13 protein-coding genes are annotated in these 19,681 nt (G+C 73.7%); 4 read left to right on the top strand and 9 right to left on the bottom strand.

Going from position 1 to position 19,681, the window contains the following annotated elements:
• Positions 1–104: 104 nt before the first annotated feature.
• Both ASD33_RS30730 and ASD33_RS30725 read right to left on the bottom strand, forming a co-directional pair.
• Positions 105–2,837, bottom strand: coding sequence for an EAL domain-containing protein (locus ASD33_RS30730; protein ID WP_242426949.1), 2,733 nt, complete (start codon positions 2,835–2,837; stop codon positions 105–107).
• A gap of 818 nt (positions 2,838–3,655) precedes the next feature.
• Complete coding sequence (locus tag ASD33_RS30725) at positions 3,656–4,621, bottom strand: 2-hydroxyacid dehydrogenase (protein ID WP_056567914.1); 966 nt, start codon at positions 4,619–4,621, stop codon at positions 3,656–3,658.
• A 75-nt stretch (positions 4,622–4,696) separates the two neighbouring features.
• Here ASD33_RS30725 and ASD33_RS30720 point away from each other — a divergent pair, with 75 nt between their 5' ends.
• From ASD33_RS30720 to ASD33_RS30710, 3 genes are all read left to right on the top strand, one after another.
• Complete coding sequence (locus tag ASD33_RS30720; protein ID WP_056567911.1) at positions 4,697–5,719, top strand: aldo/keto reductase; 1,023 nt, start codon at positions 4,697–4,699, stop codon at positions 5,717–5,719.
• A gap of 101 nt (positions 5,720–5,820) precedes the next feature.
• Positions 5,821–6,960 carry a PQQ-dependent sugar dehydrogenase gene (locus ASD33_RS30715; RefSeq protein WP_107103686.1) on the top strand — a complete coding sequence of 380 codons (1,140 nt, stop codon included), beginning with the start codon at positions 5,821–5,823 and terminating at the stop codon, positions 6,958–6,960.
• Positions 6,961–6,974: 14 nt separating this feature from the next.
• A complete protein-coding gene (locus ASD33_RS30710; protein ID WP_063991944.1) occupies positions 6,975–7,283 on the top strand; it encodes a DUF6191 domain-containing protein in 309 nt (102 codons plus the stop codon).
• A gap of 25 nt (positions 7,284–7,308) precedes the next feature.
• Here ASD33_RS30710 and ASD33_RS30705 read toward each other — a convergent pair whose 3' ends face one another.
• The 7 genes from ASD33_RS30705 to ASD33_RS30675 all read right to left on the bottom strand — a co-directional run bounded on the left by ASD33_RS30705 (position 7,309) and on the right by ASD33_RS30675 (position 17,590).
• Positions 7,309–10,338, bottom strand: coding sequence for a helix-turn-helix transcriptional regulator (locus tag ASD33_RS30705; protein ID WP_056567907.1), 3,030 nt, complete (start codon positions 10,336–10,338; stop codon positions 7,309–7,311).
• A 34-nt stretch (positions 10,339–10,372) separates the two neighbouring features.
• On the bottom strand, positions 10,373–10,570 hold the full coding sequence (locus ASD33_RS30700; protein ID WP_056567902.1) for a hypothetical protein: 198 nt from the start codon (positions 10,568–10,570) through the stop codon (positions 10,373–10,375).
• Positions 10,571–10,718: 148 nt separating this feature from the next.
• The gene (locus tag ASD33_RS30695; protein ID WP_056567899.1) at positions 10,719–11,339 is read right to left on the bottom strand and encodes a hypothetical protein; all 621 of its coding nucleotides are present in this window, start codon (positions 11,337–11,339) and stop codon (positions 10,719–10,721) included.
• A 35-nt stretch (positions 11,340–11,374) separates the two neighbouring features.
• A complete protein-coding gene (locus tag ASD33_RS30690; RefSeq protein ID WP_056567897.1) occupies positions 11,375–11,941 on the bottom strand; it encodes a GNAT family protein in 567 nt (188 codons plus the stop codon).
• The gene (locus ASD33_RS30685; protein ID WP_056567894.1) at positions 11,919–14,165 is read right to left on the bottom strand and encodes an MMPL family transporter; all 2,247 of its coding nucleotides are present in this window, start codon (positions 14,163–14,165) and stop codon (positions 11,919–11,921) included. Before ASD33_RS30685 ends, ASD33_RS30690 begins: the two co-directional genes overlap by 23 nt.
• A 183-nt stretch (positions 14,166–14,348) precedes the next feature.
• Positions 14,349–16,439 (bottom strand): phospholipase C, phosphocholine-specific, encoded by a 2,091-nt coding sequence (locus ASD33_RS30680; RefSeq protein WP_056567891.1) that lies wholly within the window; start codon positions 16,437–16,439, stop codon positions 14,349–14,351.
• 215 nt (positions 16,440–16,654) lie between these two features.
• The gene (locus ASD33_RS30675; RefSeq protein ID WP_056567888.1) at positions 16,655–17,590 is read right to left on the bottom strand and encodes a hypothetical protein; all 936 of its coding nucleotides are present in this window, start codon (positions 17,588–17,590) and stop codon (positions 16,655–16,657) included.
• A gap of 141 nt (positions 17,591–17,731) precedes the next feature.
• On the opposite strand from ASD33_RS30675, the gene ASD33_RS30670 reads away from it, so the two are divergent.
• Entirely contained in the window at positions 17,732–19,657 is a 1,926-nt protein-coding gene (locus ASD33_RS30670) for a protein kinase (protein WP_056567885.1), read from the top strand.
• Positions 19,658–19,681: the final 24 nt, after the last annotated feature.

The raw sequence follows: 19,681 nt of genomic DNA, 5'->3' as shown, positions 1-19,681 counted from the left end.
TTCTAAGCCGGGCCTACGGTGGCCCTGCTTCAGCCGACGCGCTTTCCAAGTACGAGAATTCGGGTGCGCATGGCACTGACCCTCCCTCCCAGCCCTCACCACTGTCAAGTGGGTGGGACGGGCGTCTCAGTATGTGAGCCGAACGGGGGACGGATTCCGGCCCGCACCGGGACCGCTCCGGGCAGCGGGTACTCGTCCCGCACCAGGGCCCTGCGCAGCCGGTACTCGTCGAGCGGGCCCGAGAAGGCCATGCCCTGGGCATGGCTGCATCCCATCGCCCGCAAAGCGACGACCTGCTCCGGTACGTCGACGCCCTCGGCGACGGTCTGCAGGCCGAGTTCCCCGGCGATACGGAGCACCCCGCGGGTGATCTTGCGGAGCCGGGTCGACTCGACCACGCCCTCGACGAGTCCCCGGTCCAGCTTCAGTATGTCGACGGGGAGCCGCCGCAGGGCGTTGATCGCCATGTGTCCGCTGCCGAATCCGTCGAGCGAGATCCGGACCCCGAGGCGGCGCAGGGCCACCAGCCGCTGTTCCAGGTCGTCCAGGGAGATCCGGGGGTCGTTGTCGGCCAGCTCGACGATCAGCGAGCCGGACGGCAGCCCGTGCCGGGTGAGCAGGGACTCGACCGAGCCGAGCGGCAGCGAGCGGTCCAGGAGCCGCCGGGCCGAGAGCCGGATGCACACGGGCGCCCGGTGGCCGATCCCCGCCCGCTCGGCGGCCTGCTCCACGGCCTCTTCGAGGAGCCAGCGCCCGAGCTCGGCGGTGCGCTCGCCGTCGTCGGTGACCCGGAGGAACTCGGCGGGGGTGAAGAGGATGCCCTGGGTGGAGCGCCAGCGCGCCTGGGCGCTGACGGCGGAGATCCGGCCGGTGGTGAGGTCGACGACGGGCTGGTGGAGCAGGGCGAACTCGCCGTCGTGGAGCGCGGTGCGCAGCCGGGCGGCCAGTTCCGTCCGGCGGACGACCTCGGCCTGCATCTGGGGCGCGTAGAGCTCGACGCGGTCCTTGCCCGCGGCCTTGGCCCGGTACATGGCGAGGTCGGCGTTGCGCAGGAGGTCGCCGGCCTCCATGCCGGGCTCGGCGAAGGCGACGCCGATGGAGGCGGCGACCCGCACCTCGGTGCCGCCGTCGACGCGGTAGGGCCGGGAGAGCGTGAGCCGGAGCCGGTCGGCGATCTCCTGGACCTGGCTCTCGCGGGCGGCCCGCTCGCGGCCGCCGTCGCCGAGGATGAGAGCGGCGAACTCGTCGCCGCCGAGCCGCGCGGCGGTGTCCCCGGCGCGCACGGAGTCGTGGAGGCGGCGGGCGGCCTGGACGAGCAGGTCGTCGCCCGCCTGGTGGCCGAGACGGTCGTTGACGCCCTTGAAGCCGTCGAGGTCGATGAAGAGCACGGCGGTGCCCTGGTCGGAGGCCCGGCGGCCGCCGAGCGCCTGCCGGACCCGCCGGGTGAACAGGGCGCGGTTGGGCAGGTCGGTGAGCGGGTCGTGCTCGGCGTTGTGCTGCAACTGGGCCTGGAGCCGGACGCGTTCGGTGACGTCCCGGCTGTTGAAGATCAGGCCGCCCTGGTGCCGGTTGACCGTGGACTCGACGTTGAGCCAGTCCCCGCGGCCCGAGCGGAAGCGGCACTCGATGCGGGTGGTGGGCTCCGCGGCGGGCGAGACGGCCAGGAAGCGGCGCACCTCGTGGACGACGGCGCCGAGGTCCTCGGGGTGGATGAGCGAGGCCAGCTCGGAGCCGATCAGCTCGTCGGCCTCGCGCCCGTACACACCGGCGGCGGCCGGGCTGACGTAGCGGAGTATCCCGGTGGGCGCGGCGATCATGATGACGTCGCTGGAGCCCTGCACGAGCGACCTGAAGTGGTTCTCCTTCTGGGCCAGTTCGTGGGTGAGGGCGATGTTGTCGAGGAGCATGATGCCCTGCCGTACGACGAGGGCGAGGGCGACGGTGCAGCCGGTGAGGACGACGAAGCGGTCGACCCTGCGGCCCTCGACCACGTTGTAGAGGATGCCGAGGGTGCAGACGGCGGCGGCGAGGTACGGGGTGAGGGCGGCGAGCGAACCGGCGACCGGGCGGCTGTGCAGCCAGGGCCCGCGCGCGGTGTGCGCGGTGTCCGGGAGTCGCCGTACGCCCCAGGGCGCGTACGCGAGCAGCAGGGAGCCCGCGAACCAGCCGGCGTCGAGCAGCTGGCCGGAGGCGTAGTGCTCGCGGAGCAGCGGCGAGGTGAACAGGGCGTCGCACAGGACGGTCAGGGCGAGTGCGGCGATGGCGGTGTTCGTCGCCGAGCGGTTCACCTGCGAGCGCCGGAAGTGCAGGACGAGCACCATGCTCACGAGGACGATGTCGAGCAGCGGGTAGGCGAGTGACAGCGCGGCCTGCGCGACCGGTTCGTTCTCGAAGCGGGCCGTGCGGGCGAGCGCCAGGCTCCAGGAGATCGTCAGGAGCGAGCCGCCGATGAGCCAGGCGTCGAGCGCCAGGCAGACCCAGCCGGCCCGGGTGACGGGCTTCTTGGCCAGGACGAGCAGGCCGACGATGGCGGGCGGGGCGAAGAGTAAGAAGAAGAGGTCGGCGACGGAGGAGTCCGGCACCTCCGTGCGCAGCACGACCTCGTACCAGCCCCAGACGCCGTTGCCCGCGGCGGCCATGAACGAGGAGAAGGCGAAGAGCAGCCAGGCCGGGCGGTCGCTGCCGCGGTGGGCCCGGGCGTAGAGGAAGCAGGAGACCGCGGCGGTGAGCGCGGCGGCGCTGAGCCCGAAATCACCCATGACCAGGGCGAGTTCCGGTGAGCCCCAGCCGAGCGAGGCCCCCGTGGTGTAGCCGGCGCAGATCAGTCCCAGGACGATCTGGGCGAGGGCTCCGCCGAGGCCGGGACCCCCGGGGTCCGGGTGGCCGGTGCCGCCCCCCGTCGCGCCCCCGCCGGTGCCGAGGGAGGGACGCGTGAGGACCGCCCCGGGGGCGCTCACCGGTTCCTCCGGTGTCGCACCGCCGCACCCGGCCCGGTCGTGCGGGCGCGCCGGGGGCTCGCCGGGGCTCCCGGGGGCGTGGCCGTCGCAGTCGTGGGGGCCGTCGCAGCCGTCGGGGCCTGCGAGGTTCCGTACGGCCGGGACCTCCGTCCCCGGAGCGGCGGGCCCGCACGCCTCGCAGGCGCGGTGGGATGCGGCGGGGTGCCGGACGGGCGGCGCGGTGCCGTCGGGACGGCCGGGCGGTTCGGCGCCGCGGCCTCCGTCGCCCGTGCCGGGCCCGGTGCGCGGTGGCGCGCCGCCGGTCGTGGTGGCCGGTGGCCCGGCGGTGCGGGGCGCGCGGTGGGGCGCGGCCTGGTCCGGCACGGACCGTGAGAGGGCTTCGGTGACGCGCGGAAGGCTCGCCGACGGCGGCGTCGCCGCGTCGGATCGTCGGTCCTCCGGCCGTGCTTCACCTGTCGCCCCCCTCGGAATCTGATGACCCGTCACTTCGCTCCCCAGCGTCAGCCCGTACTCGACGCAGTCCCCCGCTCCGGGACGATACACCAGGACCGTCACTCAGGGACAGGGTCGCAGTACTCTCCGTGACGGTCAGGAGCTCGTACGCGGCGCGTGTCGGGGGCGCGAACCACCCGACCGGCCCCGCGCGGCCGGGCCGGGGCCGCACCCCCGGCCGCCCCGCTCCCGTCGGCGGGCGCGGTTCAGCCGGTGGTGAGGAGGACGTTGGCCAGGTCCTCGCCCGCCGCGAACCGCCGCAGCTGTCCCGCGATCAGCCGCTTCGCCCTCGGCATGAAGGCCGAGGTGGAACCTCCCACATGGGGACTGATCAGGACACCCGGAGCGTGCCACAACGGGTGCCCGGACGGCAGCGGTTCCGGGTCGGTGACATCGAGGGCCGCCGTGATCCGGCCGCTCTCCACCTCCTTGAGCAGCGCGGCGGTGTCCACGACCGGGCCCCGGGCGACGTTCACGAGGAGCGCGCCGTCCTTCATCCGCGCCAGGAAGCCGGCATCGACGAGATGCCTGGTCGAGGGCGTGAGCGGGGTGGAGAGGACGACCACGTCCGCCTCGGGGAGCAGCGCGGGCAGTTCACCCAGGGGGTGGACCGGGCCGCGCGCTGTGGTGCGCGCGGAGCGTGCGACGCGCGCCACCCGCGCGCACTCGAAGGGTGCGAGCCGGTCCTCGATGGCGGCGCCGATCGATCCGTACCCGACGATCAGGACCGACTTGTCGGCGAGGGCCGGGTAGAAGCCGGCCCGCCACTCCTCGGCGTCCTGGCCGCGGACGAAGCCGGGGATGCCGCGCAGCGAGGCCAGGATCAGCGCGAGGGTGAGTTCGGCGGTGCTGGCCTCGTGGACGCCCTTGGCGTTGCAGAGGGCGACGCCCGGCGGCAGCGCGGGGATGCCGGGGGTGACGTGGTCGATGCCGGCGGAAAGGGTCTGCACGGCCCGGACGGAGGTCATCGCGGCCAGCGGCCGGACGGCGATCTCGGAGCCCTTCATGTACGGGACGACATAGAAGGCGCAGCGCGCCGGATCGGCCGGGAACTCCGGCCCGCCGTCCCAGAAGCGGTAGTTCAGGCCCGACTCCCCCGGGTCGGGAAGTCCCTCGATCTCCGCCGCCGGAATCGGAAGCCACACGTCAGCGGTCGTGTCTTCGAATCTCATGACCGGGAGGCTATGCGAAGAATCCCGGCCGCCATTGGTTACTTTGGGGGACGGCACAGGGAGGGGTACCGGCAGGTGGAGCGCAGGACTATCGGGGCGACGGCGCTCGACGTGGGTGCGATCGGCCTGGGGTGCATGCCGATGAGTTGGGCGTACAGCCGTTCGGAACAGCGGGGGGACCGCTCGCTGCGGACCGTGCACGCGGCGCTCGACGCCGGGGTGAGCCTGCTCGACACCGCCGACATGTACGGACCGTTCACCAACGAGCTGTTGGTGGGGCGGGTGTTGAAGGAGCGGCGGGCGGAGGCCTTCGTCTCGACGAAGGGCGGACTGCTCGTCGGCGACGGTGGCGAGCGGCGGCACGTGGTCGCCACCGGCAGGCCGGGGTACGTGCGTCGGGCCTGTGACGCCTCCCTCCGCCGGCTCCAGACCGATGTGATCGACCTCTACCAGCTGCACCGCGCCGACCCCGAGGTGCCGGTCGAGGAGACCTGGGGCGCGATGGCCGACCTGGTCTCGGCGGGCAAGGTGCGGGCGCTCGGGCTGTGCGCCGTCGGCACCCGATCGGCCCGCCGGGGCGCCACGGGCGTCAGCCGTGACGGGTACGAGGGAACGATCCGCCAACTGGAGCGGATCCAGCAGGTCTTCCCCGTCGCGGCGGTGGAGGCGGAGCTTTCGGTGTGGTCGCAGGAGGCGCTGGTGCGGTTGCTGCCCTGGTGCGTGGCGCGCGGTGTGGGCTTCCTGGCCGCGATGCCCCTGGGGAACGGTTTCCTCACCGGGACGCTGACGCCGGGCGGCGGCTTCGAACCGGACGATCCGCGGGCCAGGCACCCCCGGTTCACCGCCGAGATGATGGCGGCGAACCAGCCGCTCGTGGCGGGCCTGCGCCGGGTGGCCGCCCGCCACGGCGACCGGGTCACCCCGGCCCAGGTGGCCCTCGCGTGGGTACTGGCCCGGGGCCGCCACGTGGTCCCGGTGCCGGGGGCGAAGCGGGAGCGCTGGGCGGTGGAGAACGCCGGGGCCGCGGAGCTCCGGCTGACCCCGGAGGACCTGACGGAGATCGCGGCGCTTCCGGGGCCCCGGGGGTCCTGGGACTGACGGGCTTCGCCCGGTTCGCGCACGGACGGGAACCCGATCGGCACGGGCGGTGTATTCAGGAGGGAAGGGATACCGCTCGACTCGTCGAAGGGGACCGTGCCATGGGCCGTCCTGCTGTGGTGAAGGCCCTCTGGGGCGCCGCCGTGCTCGTGCTGGTCGCGGGCTGCTCCTCCGGGGACACCGGGGACCGGTCCGGTACGGCTCCGCCGTCGTCGGCCCCGGCGTCCGCGCGGACCTCCGCTCCCCCGTCCGGCGGCTCCGCGGCCCCGGGCGCCCGGGTGACGGTGACGGGGACCCTCACCGAGGGCCTGAAGTCGCCCTGGGGGCTCGCGGAGCTCCCGGACGGCGATCTGCTGGTGTCCTCGCGGGACGAGCGGACGATCACCCGGGTCGACGGGCGGACCGGGGCGAAGACCTCGCTCGGCGAGGTGCCCGGGGTCGTACCGGGCGGTGAGGGCGGACTGCTCGGGATCGCCGTACGGGACGGTCGGGTGTACGCGTACCTCACGGCCGAGTCCGACAACCGCATCGTCCGCATGCGGTACGGGGGCGGGGAGGGGGACCGTCTCGGGGCTCCCGAGCCGGTGCTGACCGGCATCCCCAAGGGGACCGTCCACAACGGCGGGCGGATCGCCTTCGGGCCCGACGGCATGCTGTACGCGGGGACCGGCGAGACCGGCCGGACCGGTCTGGCCCAGGACCGCGGCTCGCTCGGCGGGAAGATCCTTCGGATGACGCCCGAGGGCCGGCCGGCGCCGGGCAATCCCTTCCCCGGGTCGACGGTCTACTCGTACGGCCATCGGAACGTGCAGGGGCTCGCCTGGGACCCGGACGGGCGGCTCTGGGCGTCCGAGTTCGGCCAGAACACCTGGGACGAGCTGAATCTGGTGCTGCCCGGGAGGAACTACGGCTGGCCCGAGGTCGAGGGACGGGCCGGGCGCGCGGGGTTCGTGGACCCGGTGGCCGAGTGGCCGACCTCGGAGGCCTCGCCCAGCGGCATCGCGTACGCGCGGGGTGCGATCTGGCTGGCCGCGCTCAGGGGCGAGCGGCTGTGGCGGGTCCCGCTCTCCGGCGCGGAACGCTCGGGGCCCCCCGAAGCGTTCCTCACCCAGGAGTACGGGCGCCTGCGCACGGTCCTCGCGGGGGACGGCGGGCAACTCCGGCTGGTGACGAGCGAGACCGACACCCGGGGGACCCCGGGGCCGGCCGACGACCGGATCCTGAAGCTGGAGGTGAGCTGAAGGAGGCGGTGACCGTGTTCGGTGGACTGGACGAGTTCTTCGCGCCGGGACGCAGGCACACCGAGGAGGAACTGCGCAGGCAGGCCCTGACCAGGGAGGACCCGGGGGACGCCGACCCGTCCCGCGGGCCGATAGACCTGCGCTCGGGCCGGGTGACGATACGGACCGCCCGCCCGGTCCCGGCGGACGGGACGACGGCGGACGGGACGACGGCGGAGGAGGCCGCGGCGGACGGACCCGACGACGAGGCCGCGGCGGACGGACCCGTCGAGGAGCCCGGGGACGGGTCGCCCTCCGCACCGGCGGAGGACGGCGGGCGCTGAGTCCGGCGGGCCCGCCGCCCGCCCGTCAGAGTGTCGCGTCCAGGAGGTGGAGGCGGTGGGCCAGGGCGGCTGCTTCGCCCCGGCCGGCCACGCCCAGTTTGGCGAGGATGTTGGAGACGTGGACGCTGGCCGTCTTCGGTGAGATGAACAGTTCCTCGGCGATCTGCCGGTTGGTGCGGCCGGCCGCGACCAGGCGCAGGACGCCCTGCTCGCGGGGGGTCAGACCGAAGCCGTCCTCGCCGGGGGCGGCGGTGGCGGCCGGCTGCTTCTCCGGGGTGAGCGAGAGCCGGGCGCGGGCCGCGAGGAGTTCCACGTCCTCGCGGAGCGGACGGGCGCCGAGCCGGGAGGCGGCGGTGTGGGCCTCGCGGAGCAGTGCGGCGGCCTCCTCGCGGTGGCCGCCCTCGACGAGCAGGGCGTCGGCGAGGCGGTGGCGGGCGCGGGCCAGCTCGGCGGGGCGGCCGAGGGGCTCGTAGGCGGCGACGGTCTCGGCCCGGCGGGCGGCGGACTCACGGCCCTCGGCGCGGGCCAGCTCCTCGGAGACCTGCCGGGCGTGGGCGGCCCAGACGGGCGCCGGGGTGGCGAGGCCCCGGACGCAGCGCCGTATCGCGTCGAGCGCCTCCGTACGGCCCTCGTCGGCGGCGGGCAGCCCCCGGCTGTCGGCCTCGGCGGTGACGGCGGACAGGACGAGCGGCCAGCCGTACCGGTGGGTGCCGGGCGGGAAGCCGGCCTGTTCGGCGGCGGCGAGCAGGGCCCGGACGTCCGTGACGCGCCCCTCGGCGGCCGCGACGGCCACCTCGATCTGCGCCATGGGCAGGGTGTACTGCGGGATGGGGTCACGGGTGCCGTAGACGGCCCTGGCCTCGGCGAGATGGCCGCGGGCCGCGTCGAGTTCGCCCCGGGCTGCGGCGAGCTGGGCGAGCCGGAGGGAGGCCGAACCGCGCGGCTTGGTGCTGGTCGCCGAGCGGAGCACCCGGCCGGCGACCTCCCCGGTCTCCTCCCAGCGGCCGAGGGAGAAGAGGGACTCGGCCCGGTTGGCCTCGATCCAGCCGATGCTGTCGACGAGGCCGTAGGAGCGGGCGACGCGGATGCCGGTGTCGGCGAGTTCGACGGCCTCCTGGGAGCGGCCGAGGGACTCCAGGGCGGAGGAGATGTTGATGTGGGCGCGGGCGGTCTCGGTGAACTGGCCGAGGGCCGTGGTCCGTTCCCGTACCGCGTGCATCTCGGCGAGCCCGGCCTCGACGTCCCCCGCGGAGACCATGAGGGTGCCGAGGGTGAGGCGGGCGTTGAGTTCGATGGACTCGGCCTTGACGTGCCGGGCGTACTCGACGGCGCGTTCGGCGGCGGTGAGGGCCTCGGGGCCGGGGTTGCGGAGCATGCCCCAGCCGGCGGCGCCGACGAGGACGACGGCGTGGACGGCGGACGGCGGGAGGCCCTTGACGAGTTCCTGGGCGCGGGCGATCTCCTCCCAGCCGTCGCCCCGGCCGAGGTTGGACTGGAGGCGGGCCTTCTCGGTCCAGAACCAGGCGGCGCGCAGGGGGTCGTTCTCCTCGGCGCCCTCCAGGAGGCGCAGGGCCGTCCTGCCGATCTTCAGCGCGCGTTCGCGGTCGCCGCTGAGGCGGGCGGCGACGGCGGCCTCGGCGAGCAGGTCGAGGTAGCTGAGCGGGGTGGTCTCGGGGTCGCAGCCGCAGGGCGGGTAGGCCTCGGCGTAGTCCATGGGCCGGAGCGCCCGGCGGATCTCCTCGGGGGCCTCGTCCCAGAGTTCCATGGCGCGTTCGAGGAGCCGGAGCTGCTCGGCGTAGGCGTGGCGCTTGCGGGTGGCGACGGCGGCGCCGAGGACGGCGGGGAGGGCCTTGGAGGAGTCGTGCGCGTGGTACCAGTACGTGGCCAGCCGAGTGGCGCGTTCCTCGGCGCGGACCAGCGTGGGGTCGGCCTCCAGGGCTTCGGCGTAGCGCCGGTTGAGGCGGGAGCGTTCGCCGGGCAGCAGGTCGTCGCTGACGGCCTCGCGGACCAGGGAGTGACGGAAGCGGTAGCCGTCGCCGTCGGGGACGGCGAGCAGGAGGTTGGCGCCGACGGCGGCCCGGAGCGCCTCGATGAGTTCGTCCTCGGCGAGCCGGGCGACGGCGGCGAGCAGCCCGTACTCGACGGTGGAGCCGCCCTCGGCGACGATCCTGGCGACCCGCTGGGCGTCCTCGGGGAGCGTCTCGACCCGGACGAGCAGGAGGTCGCGCAGGGAGTCGCTGAGCTGGCCGGGGGCGCAGCCGGCCTCGTGGGAGACGACGAGTTCCTCGACGAAGAAGGCGTTGCCGTCGGAGCGTTCGAAGACCTCTTCGACGAGTCCGGGGTCGGGTTCGGCGGCGAGGATGCCGGTGAGCTGGCGGTGCACCTCGGTGCGGGTGAAGCGGGCGAGTTCGATGCGGCGGATGGTGCGGAGCCGGTCGAGTTCGGCGAGGAGGGGGCGCAGTGGGTGGCGGCGGTGGATGTCGTCGGCGCGGTAGCTGGCGACGACCACGATCCGGCCGCGGCGCAGGGTGCGCAGGAGGTAGGTGAGGAGGTGCCGGGTGGAGGCGTCGGCCCAGTGCAGGTCCTCCAGGACGAGCACGACCGTACGGTCGGCGGCGAGCCGCTCCAGGAGCCGTACGGTCAGTTCGAAGAGCCGGGCGGTGGAGTCCTCGTCGGAGGTCTCGTGACTTCCGGGGTCGCCCAGCTCGGGCAGCAGACGGGCGAGTTCGCCCTGCTGGCCGTCGGCGGCGGCGACGAGTTCGCCGGGGAGCCTGCGGTGCAGTGAGCGCAGCGCGGTGGAGAACGGGGCGAACGGCAGCCCGTCGGCGCCGAGTTCGACGCAGCCGCCGAGGCCGATGACGGCGCCCCGGTCACAGGCGGTGTCGAGGAACTCCTCGATCAGCCGGGTCTTGCCGACCCCCGCCTCGCCGCCGATGAGCAGGGCCTGGGGCTCTCCCGCGGTCGCGCGGGAGAGCGCCTCGGTGAGGGCGGTGAGTTCGCCGGCGCGGCCGACGAAGACGGGGCTGACTGACCTGGTCTCCACGGCGCCGAGCATCGCACAGGCATCCGTTCCGTCGCGCATACGGGGGTCACGCGGCCCGGACGAAACGGCCGCGGCCGCTCTCGCTCACCCGCCCCTCCGTGTCATGGCCCCCATGGCGGCGGCCGAAGCGGCGCAGCCCCCGGCCGGCGCCGACGGCCGCGGCGGCCTCGTGGCCGAGCCGCTCGGCGGCGGCGCGGCGGATGAGCTCGGCGTGGTTCATGCGCTGGATCTCGTACTCGAACATCGGGTTCTCCCCTGGGTCTCTCGGTTTCGGTATCGCTCCTTGCGATGCCTCTACTCTCGTTTCCCAGGGGGTGCCGCCACATCGGGCGTGTGCCGCATGTTCGGGGTACGGGGGGCCTTAGACGGACCTCAGGGGGGCCTTAGGCGTCTCAGGATCCGGCGGTGGGCAGGCTCATGAAGAGGTCGAAGTAGGTACCGGCCGAGAGGAGCAGGCCGAGGCCGCCGAGGACGGCGCCCGCGACGGCGACCGAGCGGACCCAGGCGGGGCGCCCGGGGAGGATGAGCACGAGGACGGCGACGAAGAGGGCGACGAAGGCGAAGACGCCGTTCACCAGGGCGGTGCTGTGCCAGGCGTCGCCGTAGATCTCGGAGATCTGCTGGGCCGGGGTGCCGGTGCCGGAGGTCTTGATCTGGCCGACGAGCGTCTCGCGCTCGGAGACGACCTTGCCGGTCCAGGTGCCGGTGAGGGCGACGACACCGAGGGCGGCGGAGACCACGGCCGCGGCGGCGCCACCGATTCCGGTGGAGGCGGTGGCGGTCCCGGAGGACAGCTCCTCGTCGAGCTCGTCGTCCCCGTCGAACCCGTCGCCGCCCTCGGCCGCGGCGCCGTCGCCGTCCTCATCACCCTTGTCGCCCTTGTCGAGGAGGTCCGGGGTGGTGTCCTCGACGGGGCCGATCGCGGCGGTCTTCGCGGTCTCCGCCCGCTCCACGCCCTCCGCGCCGTCCGCGCTCTCGCCGGTCTTCTTCTCGGTCGTCGTCTTCGTGTCCATGCGGCGCACGCTAGGCGGCCCACATGAGAGGCGTCTTAAGACGCCCGGGCGGCCTTCGCCGCGCGCCACTCGGGGGCGAGGACCGCCCAGATCTCCGTGTCGGAGCGAACGCCCCGGTACGGGTAGTTCTCCCGCAGGACGCCCTCCCTGGTCATCCCGAGGCGGCGGGCGACGGCGACGCTGGCCTCGTTCTTCGTGGAGGCGTACCACTCGACGCGGTGGATGCCGCGCTCCTCGACCGCCCAGTCGATGATGACCCGGCAGGCCCGGGTGATCAGCCCCTTCCCGGCGGCGGAGGGCTCCAGCCAGCAGCCCGCCTCGGCCGTCCCGTATGCCGCGTCGAAGGTGCGGAAGAGGACGCCGCCGACGAGGGTGCCGTCGGTCCAGATGCCGTAGAGGCGGCCGGTGTCGCTCGCGGCCTTCTCGGCGTACGAGCGGAGGTAGGCGCCCGCGGAGTCCAGGTCCGCGACGACGTCCGGCAGGCCGATGTGCTGCCCGACGAACTCCCGGCCCCGGTCCATGTGCGCGAGGAACTCCTCGGCGTGGAAGGGCTCCAGGGGCCTCAGCTCGGCACCGTCGTCACCCAGCGATATCGCGAACATCCTCGTTCCTCTCCTCCACGGCCTGCACCGTCACACGCTGTGCCGGTATTTTCCCACGCGCCTCGGCCGCCTCCCGGCACTCGGGCGGCTCGATGCTGATCCGGGGCAGCAGACGGTCCAGCCACCGGGGCAGCCACCAGTTCGCCCCGCCGAGCAGATGCATCAGGGCTGGCACGAGGAGGGTCCGCAGGACGAAGGCGTCGAGGGCGACGGCCGCGGCGAGCGCGATGCCGAACATGGCGATCACCCGGTCGCCGGAGAGCACGAAGGCGAGGAAGACCGAGATCATGATCACGGCCGCGGAGTTGATCACCCGGCTGGTCTCGGCCAGGCCGACCCGTACCGCCCGCCGGTTGTCCCCGGTCTCCAGCCACTCCTCGTACATCCGGCTGACCAGGAAGACCTGGTAGTCCATGGAGAGCCCGAAGAGGACGGAGACCATGATCACCGGGAGGAAGGGTTCGATCGGTCCCGCGCTGCCGAGCCCGAGCAGTTCGCTCCCCCAGCCCCACTGGAAGATCGCCACGACGATGCCGAAGGCGGCGGCGACGGCCGCGACGTTCATGGCGGCGGCCTTGAGCGGGATGCCGATCGAGCGGAAGGCCAGCAGGAGCAGCAGACAGCCCAGGGCGATCACGACGCCGACGAAGAGCGGCAGCTTGCCGATGATGATCTCGGCGAAGTCGTCGTACGAGGCGGTGACACCGCCGACGTGCACCTCCAGGGAGGTGCCGTCCTCGGCCTGCGGCAGGACGTCCTGGCGGAGCCGGTCGACGAGCTCGCTGGTGGCCTTGGACTGCGGCGCGGACTCGGGGACGACGGTGAGGACGGCGGTGTCGCCCGAGCTGTTGTAGGTGACCGGGGAGACGGACGCGACCCCGTGGGTGGCCGAGAGCGCGGCCGGCAGCCGTTCCAGGGCGAGCCGGTCGTCGGCGCCGTCGAGCCCGGCGACCAGGGTGAGCGGGCCGTTGACGCCGGGGCCGAAGCCCTCGGCGAGCAGGTCGTACGCCTTCCGCGTGGTCGCGGTGGCCGGGTTGTTGCCCTGGTCGGAGGTGCCGAGGTGGAGCGAGAGCGTCGGCAGCGCGAGGACGCCCATGACGACGGCGGCGACGGCGCCGAGGAGCTTGGGGTGCCGCTCGACGAAGGCCGACCAGCGGGCGGCGAAGCCGGTGGGCAGCTCGGGCTGCGGCCCGTGCTCGGCGAGCGCCCGGCGTTCGCGCCGGGACAGCGCCCGCATGCCGATGAGGGAGAGCAGGGACGGCAGGAGGGTGACGGAGGCGGCGACCGTGAGCACCACGGTGAGGGAGGCGGCGATGGCGACGCCGTTGAGGAAGCTGAGCCGCAGGATCAGCATGCCGAGGAGGGCGATGCAGACGGTGGCCCCCGCGAAGACCACCGCGCGGCCGGTGGTGGCGACGGCGGTCTCGGCGGCCCCCGCGACGGAGAGCCCGCGTTTCAGGCCTCTGCGGTGCCGGGTGACGATGAAGAGGGCGTAGTCGATGCCGACGCCCAGGCCCACCAGCATGCCGAGCATCGGGGCGAAGTCGGCGACGGTCATCAGGTGCCCGAGGAGCACGATCCCCGAGTAGGCGATGCCGACGCTGACGAGCGCGGTCGCGATGGGGAGCGCGGAGGCGGCGAGGGAGCCGAAGGCGAGGAAGAGGACGGCGGCCGCGACGGCGACGCCGACGACCTCCGCGATGTGCCCGCCGGGGGCCTCGGTGAGGGCGACGGCGCTGCCGCCCAGCTCGACGGAGAGTCCGTCGGCCTCGTCGGCCGCCGCCTTCGCGGTGTCCACCAGCGCGCGGGCCTGCTCGTGCGGGATGTCGTCGGACTGCTCGTCGAAGGTGACGGTGGCGTAGGCGGTGTGCCCGTCCTCGCTGACCTGGCCCCGGGTGTCCCCGTAGGGGGAGGTGACGGCGGCGATGCCGGGCAGGCCGGCGACCTCGTCAAGCATCGCGGTCATCCGCTGCTCGACGGCGTCGGCGCGGACGCTGCCCCGGTCGCTGTGCCAGACGATGGTGTCGCTGTCCCCGCCGAGGCCGTGGAAGCCCTGGTCGAGGAGGGCGGTGGCACGGCCGGACTCGGTGCCGGGGACCTCGTAGTCGTTGGAGTACGCGCTGCCCGCGACGACGGCGGCGGTGCCGACACCGCCGAGGGCGACGAGCCAGAGCAGTACGGCGACGAGGCGGTGCCTGATGCACCACCGTGCGATGGCGGCCAAAGGACGTGCTCCCTGGGTGGTTCGTGGATCTTTCACGGGAGAACGCCCGAAAAGAACGCATGACCTACGTGGGGCCACTGTGGCAGCCAAACGTGATCGTTTGTCCCTTTCGTGTCGATGCTCACAGGCGTGTGCGGAGGTTAAGGAACCGAGGTCCCGCTCGCCCCCGCACCCGCCTCGCGATCATCCGGAGACGCTGGGTCGCCCGTTCTCGATGTGACCCATGAGGCGGCGGCGGAAGCCACCGGGCGCGGTCACCTCGATGTCGTACCAGCCGTGCGCGTCGGCGGCCGAGTGCACGACGGTACGGGTCCTGCCGGGCTTCACGGTGACGGCGCGGGTCCAGTCGGCGAGGTCGTCCTCGTCGACGTACCCGAGCGGCGCGACGGTGAAGGTGACCGGCGTCCGGCCGGTGTTCCGCACGGTGAGGTGCAGGTCACGGTCGTGGTGGTCGATACGGGAGGCCAGCTCGGCGCCACCGGTCGCGGGGCCCTCGAACTCGCGGCGGAAGCCGTTGGGACCGGTGATCGTGAAGCGGTAACGATCACCCGGAACGGGGACGGTCCACTCCCCCGTCCCCCTGACGTCCTGGTGCTGCGGGACGGCGAACTCGCCCGCGTACGGGTAGAGGGCGAAGTGCGCGCTCGCCTTCCCCTTGTTCCCGAGCGCGACGGTCACGGCACCGGCGCCGGTGGTGGCGTGGGCGTCCGGCTGGTACGGCAGCGGGCGGGCGGGGCGGACGCCGGGCTCCTGCTCGGGCATCCGCTGCACGGCCGGCGGCTGCGGCCGCCAGCGGCCGGTGAAGGGCGGGACCGGGCCGGGCTGCTCGACGGGCGGCTGCCTGCGGGTCCGGTGGAAGTCGAAGGCGGAGGTGAGGTCTCCGGTGACGGCCCGCCGCCAGGGGGTGATGTGGGGCTCGTCGACGCCGGTCAGCTTCTCCAGGAAGCGGATCACGGAGGTGTGGTCGAAGGTCTCGGAGCAGACGTAGCCGCCGACCGACCAGGGCGAGACGACGAGCAGCGGGACGCGGATGCCGAGGCCGGTCGGCTGACCCTTCCAGCGCTCGTCCGTGTTGTCGGCGGGCGGCACCGGCGGCGGCACGTGGTCGAAGAAGCCGTCGTTCTCGTCGTAGTTGATCAGGACGACGGTGTGGCGCCAGACGTCCGGATGGGCGCCGAGCGCGTCGAGCACCTTGTAGACGAGGGTCGCGGAGGCGATCGGCGAGGAGGAGCCGGGGTGCTCGGAGTCGATCGCGGAGGGCACCAGGTAGGAGACCTCGGGGAGGGTGCCCGCGGCGACGTCGGCGCGGAAGGCGTCGGCGAGGGTGCCGCTCTCGACGCGGCGCAGACCGCGCTCGAAGAGGGAGCGCTCGGCGGCGGTGAGTCCGGCGACGCCCTCCTCCAGGAGGCCGAGCAGCCTGGCCCGCTCCGTGAGGTCCTCGGTGTCGCGGACGGCGGCGTAGAAGGACTCCATGAAGGTGTGGCCGCCGGTGCCGGCGAGGGCCTTGCGGGCGATCTTCTTGAAGCTGGTGAAGAACTCGATGTTGTTGTCGGTGAAGTTCTCCCACTCGGTGTACGTCTTCCAGCTGCGCCCGGCGGCTTCGAGCCGCTCGGCGTAGGTGGACCAGCCGTAGCCGGGGTGGGTGCCCTCGTCGTAGGCCGCGTTGGTGACGGCGCGGCTGCCGTCGGCCTCGAAGCCGGTCCAGCCGGACCAGAGGTGGTTGCGGTTGGGGCTCGTCGAGGTGTGGACGGACGAGTGGTAGGCGTCGCAGACGGTGAAGGTGTCGGCGAGCTCGTAGTGCAGGGGGATGTCCCGGCGGTCGTAGTACGCCATGGTGGCGGCGGTCTTGGCCGAGACCCAGCCGTCCATCCAGCCGTCGTGCCAGGCCTTGGCGCCGCCGCTCCAGGAGTGGTCGAGGGCCCCGATGTACTGGAGGTCCTTCTTCTGGGTCTCGGCGGCGCCGCGGATCGGGAAGGGCAGCACGGTCCGGCCGAGCGCGGCGGGCTGCTCGAACACCGGCCTGCCGGAGGGCAGCTCGACGGCATTGCGGTCGCCGAAGCCGCGGACGCCGCGGAGGGTGCCGAAGTAGTGGTCGAAGGAACGGTTCTCCTGCATCAGGATCACCACGTGCCGGACCGCCGACATCCCTCCGGCCGGGGGCTCCGCGGCCATCGCGGCCTGCAGCGACGGCGGCAGCAGGGAGCCGGCGGCGGCGACGCCGAGGGCGCCTCCGCCCAGCGCGAGGAGCCTTCTGCGGGACATCTCGGATGACAAGACCGACCTCCAGTCGACGGCCCATGGTTCGCCTTCGAGCCATTGGGTGGTACGCCGGGGACGGTAGTGAGACGGGGTGACAGGGAGAAGACCCGACGGGGGCGCGGTGGTGAACGTCCAAGATCCGGACACCCGGGCGGGGGTGAGGCTCCGGTGGACACGACGCCGCAGCCGGTGGGCCGGGTCCCGCCGGGCAGGACGCCGCAGCCGGTGGGTCAGGTCCCGCTCGGGACGACGCAGTGGCCCGGCCCGGCCCGGAGGACCCGCTTCTCGTCGTACAGGTCGGCCATGGAGATGTGGACCCCCTCGGCCGCCCGGCCCGCCTTCCACCGCCCCTCGGCGAAGAGCGGGTGGAGACGGCCGTCCTTCGGCGCCGAGCAGTCGTGGTTCGCGACCTCGCTCGCGTAGGCACCGATCACGAGCTTCCCGCCCTTGGGCGTGACCGTGAACTGGCGCCTCACCGCTATCCGCGCCACCTCGGGGGCGTTCGGGACGACCTCATGGCCTTCCTCGGCCCGCACCAGCGGATAGACGAAGGTGTAGTCGACGTGCACCGCCAACTCGCCCGCCGGCGAGACCCGGTAGGTCATCGTGCCCCGCGTCCGGATCCCGCTCTCGTCCGGATACACCTCGTCGGGGTCGAAGCGGGTGACCAGGTCCGCCCGTACGGCCTCGTCGGCCCCGCGCGGAGCGAGCAGGGCGAGCGCCGCCGCGGGCTCGGCGCCGGCCAGGGCGTCCTCCGACAGGTTGCTCTCGACGAGCAGGGTCTTCACGTCGTCGAGCGTGGCGGCGATCTCCTTCGCGGTGAGCCCGCCGGCCGCCATGGGCTCGGGGACGTAGATCCCGTCGGCCCCCTCCCCCCAGCCGACCGCGGGCGAGTTCCGGAACGGCATGTCGACCGAGTACGGCCATTCCAGGGGCCAGGCCTCCTCGGCGAGCGTCTGCGCCCCGTACGGCTCGTACGGCGGCCGCTCCCCCGTCGCGTCCGTCAGCCAGAACCCGAAGCCGCCGAGCAGCAGCACCCCGGCGCCGGCCGCGAGGGCGATCTTGCGCCGCCGCACCGTCCGGTCGCGCCGCAGCGCCTCCTCGATGCCCGGATCGCTCGCCCGCTCACGCAGCCGAGCGACGTAATCCGTGGGTTCCACCGACATGTCCCGCTCCCCTCCCCCGCTCCACCGGGGTCGATGAAGCGGACCCGAGCCTCTCATATCCGCGGTGATCGTCTCGGTTGACCCCGTCTCCCCAGGAGCGGCAAGCTGACCACTCATCAATTTGCCTGCCTGGGGGGAACTTTGAGCGGTGCAGCGCACCACATCGGGCCGGACTCCACGCCTGACCGGTACCGGCTGCTGCGGTCCATCGGGCGCGGTGGCGAGGCCGTGCTCTATCTCGCGGAGATCGAGCTCGCCGGCGGGACCGAGCCGGTCGTCGTCAAGGTGCTCGACTCGAAGACGACGATCACGCCCGAGGTCTTCGAGCGGATCAGCCGGAAGTGGAACGAGCAGGCCGAGCTGCTGCGCTTCGTCCACCGGCCCGGTGTCGTCGGCGTGCGCGAGCACTTCCAGGGGCCGCCGATCCACCGGCCCGGCGAGTCCGGGACGATCACCGGCCGGGCCCTGGTGCTCGTCATGAACCACGTCGACGGACTCGACCTGCGCGACTGGCGGGCCGAACGCACCCTCGCCACACCCGGCGAGCGGCGCGAGGTGATGCGGACCCTGGAACAGCTCGCGGACGTCCTCGACTGGCTGCACTCCGGCAAGGCCACCCCGTCCGGGCGCGTGGTCGTCCACGGCGACCTGTCCCCGGGCAACGTCATGGTCGACGAGCACGGCCAGGCCACGCTCGTCGACTTCGGCCTGAGCAAACTGACGGCGGACCACGAGACCGCCGAGGTGTGGTTCACCCCCGGCTACGCGGCCCCCGAGATCTTCCGGGGCAAGCGCACCCCGGGCACCGACCGCTACGCCTTCGGCGCCATCGCCTACTTCCTGCTCAGCGGCCAGTCCCCGCCCACCGCCCCCGAACAGCTGGTGGGCGCGCTCGGCGCGCTGCCCCAGATCGCGGGGATGCCGGAGGAGCAGCGGGAGCGGGTGCTCAGCATCGCCGCGGCCGACGCGGACCGGCGGCCGCTCTCCCTGTCGGCCTGGGTGAAGGACGTACGGCACGGGGTGGTGTCCACGACGACGACCTCACGCCCGGCGACGGTCGAGGACGCGGTCCCGGGCGCCGCGCCGCGGAAGCCGTCGGCGCCGCCGCTGCCGGTGACACCCCCGCCGCCCTCGGCCGCGCCGGTGGTCGCACCGCCGCCCTCGGCCGCGCCGGTCGCGGCACCGCAGCCCGAAGCCGCGCCGGTCGTCGCACCGCGGCCCGAAGCCGCGCCGGTGGTGGCGCCGGAGCCGGTGGCCCCGCGGCCCGTGGCGGCCGAGCGGCCCGCCGTACCCCAGCCCGCCCCCGAGCCGCCCACCGTCGCCACCCCCGGCTTCGGGCCGCCGGCGCCTCCCGCGGCCTCCTCCGGGGCCGCGACCACGTCTCCCCCGGCGTCCGAGCCGCGCCGCCGCCGCAAGGGCCCGCTCATCGGGGCCGTGGCCGGGGTCCTGGTGGTCGCCGTCCTCGCGGTGATCGGCGTCCAGCTGCTCGGCGACAAGAAGGACAAGGACGACGAGGGCAAGGGAGCCACGCCCTCCGTCACCGTCACCACGGAGCCCACGCCCGACCCCACCACCGGGGAGCCGACCGCGGAGCCGACGACCGACGAGCCGACCGACACGGCGACCACCGACCCCCAGGAGTCCGCGAGCCCGACCGACGACCCCGGGACCGTGCCGGACGCGCCCACGGCCGATCTGACGACCCTCGCCTCCGTCAGCGAGCCCGACTACTTCTCCGTCGGCACCGCGAAGATCGACACCAAGGAGTACGGCGCCGCGCTCATCGGCGACTGCTACCAGGGCGCCTACGTCGAGTACGACCTCAACCGCGAGTGGTCGTGGTTCGACTTCACCGCCGGGATCGACGACGGCTCCAACATCGAGTCGGCGCGGATCATCGTCTCCGTGGACGACCAACCCGCCCTGTTCAACGAGACCGTCGACCTGGGCAAGCCGATCAAGAAGACGCTGAAGATCGCGGGGGCGCTGCGGCTGCGCCTCAAGGTCGAGGAGACCTGCACCGACGAGGGCAACGGGGTCATCGCGGCCCCCGTCCTGCGGCGCTGACCCGCCCGGCCACAGGAAAGCGGC

Origin of the sequence: Streptomyces sp. Root1304 (genome assembly GCF_001426405.1) — a bacterium.
In the GTDB taxonomy this organism is placed as follows: domain Bacteria; phylum Actinomycetota; class Actinomycetes; order Streptomycetales; family Streptomycetaceae; genus Streptomyces.
This window is presented reverse-complemented; position numbering and strand designations above follow the sequence as displayed.

What these genes read in the sequence shown, in the direction of transcription:
- ASD33_RS30725 (WP_056567914.1), bottom strand. Translation starts at nt 4,621, where the DNA reads ATGAGATTCGAAGACACGACCGCTGACGTGTGGCTTCCGATTCCGGCG.
- ASD33_RS30715 (WP_107103686.1), top strand. Translation starts at nt 5,821, where the DNA reads ATGGGCCGTCCTGCTGTGGTGAAGGCCCTCTGGGGCGCCGCCGTGCTC.
- ASD33_RS30705 (WP_056567907.1), bottom strand. Translation starts at nt 10,338, where the DNA reads ATGCTCGGCGCCGTGGAGACCAGGTCAGTCAGCCCCGTCTTCGTCGGC.
- ASD33_RS30700 (WP_056567902.1), bottom strand. Translation starts at nt 10,570, where the DNA reads ATGTTCGAGTACGAGATCCAGCGCATGAACCACGCCGAGCTCATCCGC.
- ASD33_RS30695 (WP_056567899.1), bottom strand. Translation starts at nt 11,339, where the DNA reads ATGGACACGAAGACGACGACCGAGAAGAAGACCGGCGAGAGCGCGGAC.
- ASD33_RS30690 (WP_056567897.1), bottom strand. Translation starts at nt 11,941, where the DNA reads ATGTTCGCGATATCGCTGGGTGACGACGGTGCCGAGCTGAGGCCCCTG.
- ASD33_RS30675 (WP_056567888.1), bottom strand. Translation starts at nt 17,590, where the DNA reads ATGTCGGTGGAACCCACGGATTACGTCGCTCGGCTGCGTGAGCGGGCG.